This is a genomic window from Deinococcus piscis (assembly GCF_014653275.1).
GTDB classification, from domain to species: domain Bacteria; phylum Deinococcota; class Deinococci; order Deinococcales; family Deinococcaceae; genus Deinococcus; species Deinococcus piscis.
On record NZ_BNAL01000059.1, the window covers coordinates 1 to 7234 of the forward strand.

Here is a 7234-nt window from a genome sequence, read left to right on the forward strand (position 1 = left end):
AAGGGCAGTTGGTGGAGCCAACTGGGGAATTGCAATATGATGCAATCTACACCCGGAAGCTACTTAGACACATGCGAAGAAAAGTTTTCGCCCTCCTAAGCTTGCTGTTGTGTAGCACTGTTGAAGCACAGAATATAGGCAGCTGGCTTCCAGTACCCTCCACAACAGTCAATAGTCGTATGGGAAGCTTTGTCGACTACAATGAATATACTGGAGGAGTTATTGCCTTCAAATCACAATTTACTTACGGAGAAGAGATTTTTACTAAATCTAATGTTTTCGATGATATGTCTTATAGCTGCACAAAACTCACTTTCCTTGGGCAGCTAAATAATAGTGCGGTCATTAAGAGAACCCACCTAAGCGGAACTATTTCGACTAGTAATTTTATGCACAGTGTTATCAAAGAAAGTCTCATACAGAGGAATAAGGATGCCTTTAAATTCTCTATGTTGTCATTAGTTTGCTCCGAATCAGTTATAAATCCTACAACCTCTACTTCAGAAACCTATTACATATCTCTTAATAATGAGAGAGCGGCATTTACAATTGGTGATTTCTGGAATCAGATAGCCATGAATATAGATTTATCAGATTCTTTTGGCACCTTCGGTTTTACTTTTAATAAAAATTAATTTACTAAAGAGATATCTCCCAATTCAACAGTCCGCGTAATAACTTTAGTCACCCACCGACCATTTTCTCCATACCTCGTACCATACACTGAATAGCGTGACGCAGCCGCCCCTTCCCCACACCGCACGCCCCACCCGCCGCCAGCGCTCCACTTCGCGCAGTGGCGTGGTGCTGCGGCGCTGGAAGACGCCCAAAGGCGACCTGATTGTCAGCCTGCTGACGCCACAGGGCAAATTACGGGCCATTGCACGCGGGGGCCTGCGCGGCAAGCACGCGGGGGCGCTGAACCTGTTTCACCATGTGGGCCTGCAAGTGTACGCCCGCCCCGGCGATGACCTGGCGGTGATTCAGCAGGCAAACCTGGAAGGCGCTTTGCCCCGGCTGGCGCTGCCGGAACGCCACGCCTACGCGCACCTGCTGGCCGAGTTGGCCGACCTGCTCTTCCAAGAAGGCGAGGAGGGCGAGTACGGGCAGCAGGCTTTTGACCTGTTTACAGCAGCCCTGCGCGGCACCGCCCACCATCAGGACCCCGAGTGGGTGGCCCTGGTTATGAGTTACAAGCTGCTGGGGCTGGCTGGGTTCCCGCCCCGCACCCGCGCCTGCGTGCGCTGCGGGGCACCCGACCCGGCCCACCCTGACCCTTTTGGCGGCGAACTGCTGTGTGGGCGCTGCTCGCACCAGCGGGCACTGAGCCCATCCAGCCTGGAGTTCTTGCGCAGTGTGATGCGCCGCAGCGTCCGCGAGAACATGGACTGCCCAGTGCCCGCCGAGGACCGCGCTCCCCTCTGGCAGGGCCTGGAGCGCTTCGTGGGTGTGCAGGTGGGCAAGGTCCGCAGTTGGCCGCACCTGCACGCCGGGTAGCTGGCCACAGTCGGCCTGCACACTGACCGCTAGCATGCAGGGCAGATGAGCGACTCTTCCGACAAGCACGCGGCCAAGAACTCTAGCCGGCAGTCGTTCAGCGCCGCCGAGCTGCTGCACGAACTGTTTCCCGGCAGCGCCGAAGTGCCGCAAGGCGCGAACGGTCAGCCCACCCTGGGCCTGTACCCGGTGGCGGATGGGCGACTGGCGCTGGTCTGCGGACAGCAGCTGGCCGAGTTCACACCGCTCAGCGGCCAGGCCAAAACGGCGCTGCACTGTGACCTGTGCCACTACACCCGCTCGCCCAGCGAGGCCACCATCTACCGCGTGGTGGTCGCTCAACGCCGCAGCCGCTACGTGACCCTGTGTCACAGCACGGTCCACTGCCAGGGCCGCGCTGGCACCACTGGCCTCCAGGCGCTGGCCGAGCGCATTTTCCCCATCGAATCCGGCGCACAGATGTTCTGAGCTGGGAGCAACCCTGGCGCTCTAGGCTGCGTATAGGTTCTCAAGATGCTCCGGCCCACTCCCTCACCCACCTGGCGGGACTGCCCCCGCTGCCGCTACCCGATGACCCGCTGGAGCGAACTGGCCGGGGAGACTGAACCTCTGTGGGTCGCCTGGAACCCCACCGACTCCTGGCTGCCCCTCCACATCCTGATTCTAGGCGGGCTCATGCTGTTGGCGCTGGCTTCCCCCACGGTGGGCACGTTCATTTTCGGACCACATCAGCGGGGGTGGGCTTGGGGTCTGGCGGAGGCCATAGGATTAGCCCTGGCCACACTGGCAGGAGCCGTCACCTTGTGGATGCGGCGCTCGAGACGCGCCCGGTTGACCCACACCCTACAGCCGCACGACCTGGTCTGCGCCCGCTGCCTCCACGCAGAGCCCGTGAGCTGACCTTGCCATGACAATTCCCTCAACCCTGTGTCAAGGTGCGGGGCTGGTACGGCTCCTCTATGCTGCGGGCATTCATGGACAGCGCGGTATGGGATCAACTTCTGCTGCTGCGGGGCCTGCTGGTGGCTGCCGTCCTAAGCGGCCTGATTGGCTGGGAGCGGGAACGCCATCAGCAAGGCGGACACGGCGCGGGCCTGCGGACACACATTTTGGTCGGCGTCAGCGCGGCGCTGTTTATCGTGCTGGGCGAGAGCTTGGTCACTTCGTTTGCCAAAGAAGACGACCAGGTTCGCTTCGACATGATCGGCATTCTGGGCGCGGTGGTCAGTGGGGTCAGCTTTCTGGGAGCCGGGGCGATTTTTTCGTCCAAAGGCAGCGAGGGAGCCAAAGGGCTGACCACCGCAGCGGGCCTGCTGGCCACCGCCGCCGTGGGCGTGGCCTGCGGACTGCACCTGTACGTGCTGGCCGCCGGAGCCACAGCGCTGTTTCTGTTTACGCTGGGGCCGCTGAGCCGACTGTCCCTGGAACCGAATGACACTGGAACCTAGTGACACCGAAGCCGGGCAACATTGGTCCAAATGAATGATCCATCCGCCTGCCCAGATGACCATGAGTGGCCCCAGCACTTGGGCAAGTCTTCGGACTTGAGGGTGCGGGTAAGGCCGCTTCACTTTGCGGCGGCCCTGGCATGTCAGCGTGGGGTATGACCCAGGCCACTGCTGACGCCCCTACCCCCACCACCCTCCAAACAGCGGGCCGCCTGCTGCTGGGCAGTGCCCTGATCGCTGCCGGGACCGCGCACCTGACCTTTGCCCGTGACGACTTCCCGGCCCAGGTGCCAGACATGCTCACAGACGGCCCACTGCATCTGAGCGAGGACTTTATTGTGGTGGCTTCAGGTGTGGCCGAAATCGCGCTGGGCACTGCTCTGCTGGCCCTGCCGCAGCACCGCCGCACCCTGGGGTGGATCAGCGCCGGATTCTTCACCGCCGTGTTTCCGGGCAACGTGTCGCAGTACCTGACCCACGCCGACGCCTTCGGTCTGGACACCGACGGGAAGCGCTTCGTGCGGCTGCTGTTTCAGCCGGTGCTGGTGGCCGGTGCGCTGTGGACCACGGGAGCTCTGGGAAGCACTGAAGCCGGGCCACGCCGCCGCTGAAGCAGGTGCTGCATCTGGCCACCTACACCCCCTAGAATAGAAGCCAATATGAGTCAATTTGAGCAGCTGTACCGCCAGGTCGCCCTGAGCGTGGCCGGCAATCCAGTCGTAGAAAAAGTCTTGAGCAAGCAGGGCTGGGCCCTGGCGCAGCGCTTCGTGTCGGGCGAAACGGCGCAGGACGCGATTAAAGCCATCCACCGGTTGGAGGCCCAGGGCATTCAGGGCAACCTTGACCTGCTGGGCGAATTCGTGAACACGCCAGAGCCCGCCAACGCCAACACCGAGATGATTCTGCAAACCATTGACCAGGTTCACGCAGCGGGCCTCACGCCTTACAACTCCATCAAGCTCTCGGCCATCGGCCAGGGCCAGACGGTCAATGGCCCAGACGGCAAACCTCAGGACCTGGGCGATGTGAACGCCCGGCGAATCGTGGCCCGCGCCAAGGAATACGGCGGCTTCGTGAATCTGGACATGGAAGACCATCCCCGCGTGGACGAGACGCTGCGCCTGTTCCGCGAACTGGTGAACGAATTCGGGCATCAGCATGTGGGCACCGTGCTGCAAGCCTATTTGCACCGCTCCGAAGAGGACCGCCGCCGCTTGGACGACCTGCGCCCCAACATCCGCATCGTCAAGGGAGCCTATCTGGAACCCGCCTCTGTCGCCATGCAAAGCAAGCCAGAGATTGACGCCGCTTACCGCCGCTTGGTCTACGAGCACCTGAAGGCCGGCAATTACTGCAATGTGGCCACCCACGACCACCACATCATCTATGACGTGATGCACTTTGCGCTGGCCCACGGTATCCCCAAGGACCAGTTTGAATTCCAGCTGCTGTACGGCATCCGCGAGGATTTGCAGCGCGAGCTGGCCGAGCAGGGCTACACGGTGCGTTCCTACATTCCGTTCGGCAAGGAATGGTACGGCTACTACTCGCGCCGTATCGCCGAGCGCCCCAAGAATGTGATGTTCGTGCTGCGTGGCTTGCTGTAAGTGACAGAGGGGCCAGGGCTGAGTGGGCCTGCTGGCCCCTTTCCCAATCCTCTGGGCTACGTGAACTTGTATTGGCTGCGCGAATTTTTGGACGGTGCCAGCCACAAATTCTGGGACTGGTATCACGGCACAAAACCCGGCTCCGACTACGACGGGAGCAAGAGCCTTTTGATGTCTTCAACCTTGAGAACTCAAGTTCAGTCCTTGCTCTTTTTCAATCAGGGCCTGCTGGCGGCGCTGGATGAATACAGCGAATTTCAGCGCCACCTGATTCGGACTGCCTTTGCCTGCGCCCTGGTACAGGATGACCGACAGCTCTGGGACAAATGCGGGAATTTGCGCGACCATATCATGGGCGGTGAGTTCCGCATCACCGATGCGCCGGACAGGGTCTACCGCAAACTGTATGACCTGGCCTTCCCGGAAGCCGACACCGAAGGACTTAGTCTTTATAGCAATCTGGACTGGTCTTGGAACCCCGCCGACTCGCTGGAGCTATACGGCTTTTGCCGAGCGCACCGGCAACCAAAACTGCGCCTTCAACGCATAAATCTACACGTTCCCTGGCCTGTATACAGCTTTGCATAAGGGCCGGGGCCTAGGCTAGACTGAGGGGACACATCCGCCCCCTCACGCCTCACAGCGACAACACCACCGAAGCAGCGTCAGACGCGCTCAGGAGGACCAACCATGATTCAAGTGCAACCCTACCGCCCGCAGGAGTTCATTGACTTCACCAAAGAGGAGAATGTGAGGGCTTATCAAGACGCCCTCGCCAAAGTGCGTAAAGAGCTCCTCGGCAAGCATTATCCCCTCATCATTGACGGCCAGGAAGTAGACACCGCCGAGAAGCTGACCAGCCTGAACCCCACCAACACCGACGAAGTGGTGGGCACCACCGCCAAAGCGACCATTCAGGACGCCGAAAATGCCCTGCAAGGTGCCTGGAAGGCCTTCGAGAGCTGGAAAAAGTGGGACATGGACGCCCGCGCCCGCATCCTGCTGAAGGCCGCGGCCATCCTCAAGCGCCGCCGCCTGGAAGCCAACGCCCTGATGAGCATTGAAGTGGGCAAGAACTACGCCGAAGCCGACGTGGAAATTGCTGAAGCGATTGACTTTCTGGAGTATTACGCCCGCTCCGCGATGAAGTACGCGCACTTTGGCGCGGCGGAAACCCACTGGTATGAAGGCGAAGAAAACGGCCTGATGTACATTCCGCTCGGCGTGGGCGTGAGCATCAGCCCCTGGAACTTCCCCGGCGCGATTTTTCTCGGCATGGCCGCCGCGCCGATTGTGGCAGGCAACTGCGTGATCGTGAAACCTGCTGAAGACGCGGGCCTCATCGCGGGCTTTATGGTGGACATCATGCGCGAAGCAGGCCTGCCCGACGGTGTGCTGCAATTCCTGCCCGGCAAGGGTGCAGAAGTGGGCGACTACCTCGTCAAGCACGCCCAGACCCGCTTTATCACCTTCACGGGCAGCCGCGCCGTGGGCCTGAACATCAACGCTGAAGCCGCCAAGACCCAGCCCGGTCAGAAGTGGATCAAGCGCGTGATCATGGAACTCGGCGGCAAGGACGCACTGATTGTGGATGAAAGCGCCGACCTGGACGTGGCCGTGACGGCTGCAGTACAGGGGGCCTTTGGCTTCAACGGTCAGAAGTGCAGCGCCATGAGCCGCCTGATTGTGGTGGACAGCATCTACGACGAACTCGCCGCCAAGTTCGTGGAACGCGCTCAGACCCTCAAGATGGGAACGGGCGAAGAAAACGCCAACGTCACCGCCGTGGTCAACCAGATGAGCCACGACAAGATCAAGGGCTACCTGGAGATTGCTCCGCAAGAAGGCAAGGTGCTGCTGGGCGGTGAAGCGCCGAGCGAGCATGACGGCAAGCCCGGCTACTACGTGCAGCCTACCATCGTCGGCGACGTGAAGCGGGACGCGCGTCTGGCACAGGAAGAAATCTTCGGTCCAGTGGTCTCCATGATTCGCGCCCGTGACTGGCAGGATGCTCTGGATATCGCCAATGCCACCGAGTACGGCCTGACGGGCGGCGTCATCTCCAACAACCGCGAGCATCTGGAACAGGCCCGCCGCGAGTTTGAGGTGGGCAACCTGTACTTCAACCGCAAAATTACAGGCGCCATCGTGGGCGTGCAGCCCTTTGGCGGTTACAACATGAGCGGCACCGACAGCAAGGCGGGCGGCCCGGATTACCTCGCCAACTTCATGCAGCTCAAGACGGTGACCGAGCGCTGGTAAGCTGCGGCCCCAGCTTGTACTCGGCGGCTTCGGACAGTATGCTTCGCTTCAAACCCCGGCGTTCGTCTATCCCACCGGGAACCAAAATCCAATCTTTCTGACTCCCGGTTGTACGCCGGGAGTTTTGCTGTGAGGTTGCTATGCATACAGAACGATTTGGAACAGGGCACCTGCTGGTGTGCGTACACGGTTGGGGAATGAATGGCCGCGTAGAGCAGGCCGATTTCGAGCCTCTGTTCAGGGAGCGGGACGGCTGGGAGCGCCTGTACATCGATCTGCCAGGCATGGGTCAGAGTGCGGCTGGGTCTACCATCTGCACTCTGGATGACATGCTGTCTGCCCTGCTGGACCTGCTAGAGCATTTGACATAAGAACATTCCAGGATAGGCGTGGGTCATCCAGGCGGAAATGTCTTGTGTG

General features: G+C 60.4%; 10 protein-coding genes. All 10 read left to right on the forward strand.

What is annotated here, in order from left to right:
• Nucleotides 1-635 (forward strand): hypothetical protein (locus tag IE158_RS12955; RefSeq protein ID WP_229839127.1); only part of this gene is annotated, 635 nt, incomplete at its 5' end.
• Between the two features lie 97 nt (nucleotides 636-732).
• The gene (gene recO, locus IE158_RS12960) at nucleotides 733-1497 is read left to right on the forward strand and encodes a DNA repair protein RecO (RefSeq protein ID WP_189644134.1); all 765 of its coding nucleotides are present in this window, start codon (nucleotides 733-735) and stop codon (nucleotides 1495-1497) included.
• A 45-nt stretch (nucleotides 1498-1542) separates the two neighbouring features.
• Nucleotides 1543-1965: a hypothetical protein gene (locus tag IE158_RS12965; protein ID WP_189644135.1), complete on the forward strand. Its 423-nt coding sequence runs from the start codon at nucleotides 1543-1545 to the stop codon at nucleotides 1963-1965.
• Nucleotides 1966-2010: 45 nt separating this feature from the next.
• Nucleotides 2011-2397, forward strand: a complete 387-nt coding sequence (locus IE158_RS12970) for a hypothetical protein (protein ID WP_189644136.1) — start codon at nucleotides 2011-2013, stop codon at nucleotides 2395-2397.
• Nucleotides 2398-2471: 74 nt separating this feature from the next.
• Complete coding sequence (locus IE158_RS12975) at nucleotides 2472-2945, forward strand: MgtC/SapB family protein (RefSeq protein WP_189644137.1); 474 nt, start codon at nucleotides 2472-2474, stop codon at nucleotides 2943-2945.
• 155 nt (nucleotides 2946-3100) lie between these two features.
• Entirely contained in the window at nucleotides 3101-3556 is a 456-nt protein-coding gene (locus IE158_RS12980; protein WP_189644138.1) for a DoxX family protein, read from the forward strand.
• Between the two features lie 48 nt (nucleotides 3557-3604).
• Nucleotides 3605-4552: a proline dehydrogenase family protein gene (locus tag IE158_RS12985; protein ID WP_189644139.1), complete on the forward strand. Its 948-nt coding sequence runs from the start codon at nucleotides 3605-3607 to the stop codon at nucleotides 4550-4552.
• A gap of 66 nt (nucleotides 4553-4618) precedes the next feature.
• Nucleotides 4619-5140 (forward strand): hypothetical protein, encoded by a 522-nt coding sequence (locus tag IE158_RS12990; RefSeq protein WP_189644140.1) that lies wholly within the window; start codon nucleotides 4619-4621, stop codon nucleotides 5138-5140.
• Nucleotides 5141-5242: 102 nt separating this feature from the next.
• Nucleotides 5243-6814 carry an L-glutamate gamma-semialdehyde dehydrogenase gene (pruA, locus tag IE158_RS12995; RefSeq protein WP_189644141.1) on the forward strand — a complete coding sequence of 524 codons (1572 nt, stop codon included), beginning with the start codon at nucleotides 5243-5245 and terminating at the stop codon, nucleotides 6812-6814.
• A 197-nt stretch (nucleotides 6815-7011) separates the two neighbouring features.
• The gene (locus IE158_RS13000; protein ID WP_229839128.1) at nucleotides 7012-7185 is read left to right on the forward strand and encodes an alpha/beta fold hydrolase; all 174 of its coding nucleotides are present in this window, start codon (nucleotides 7012-7014) and stop codon (nucleotides 7183-7185) included.
• The last annotated feature ends 49 nt before the right edge of the window (nucleotides 7186-7234 follow it).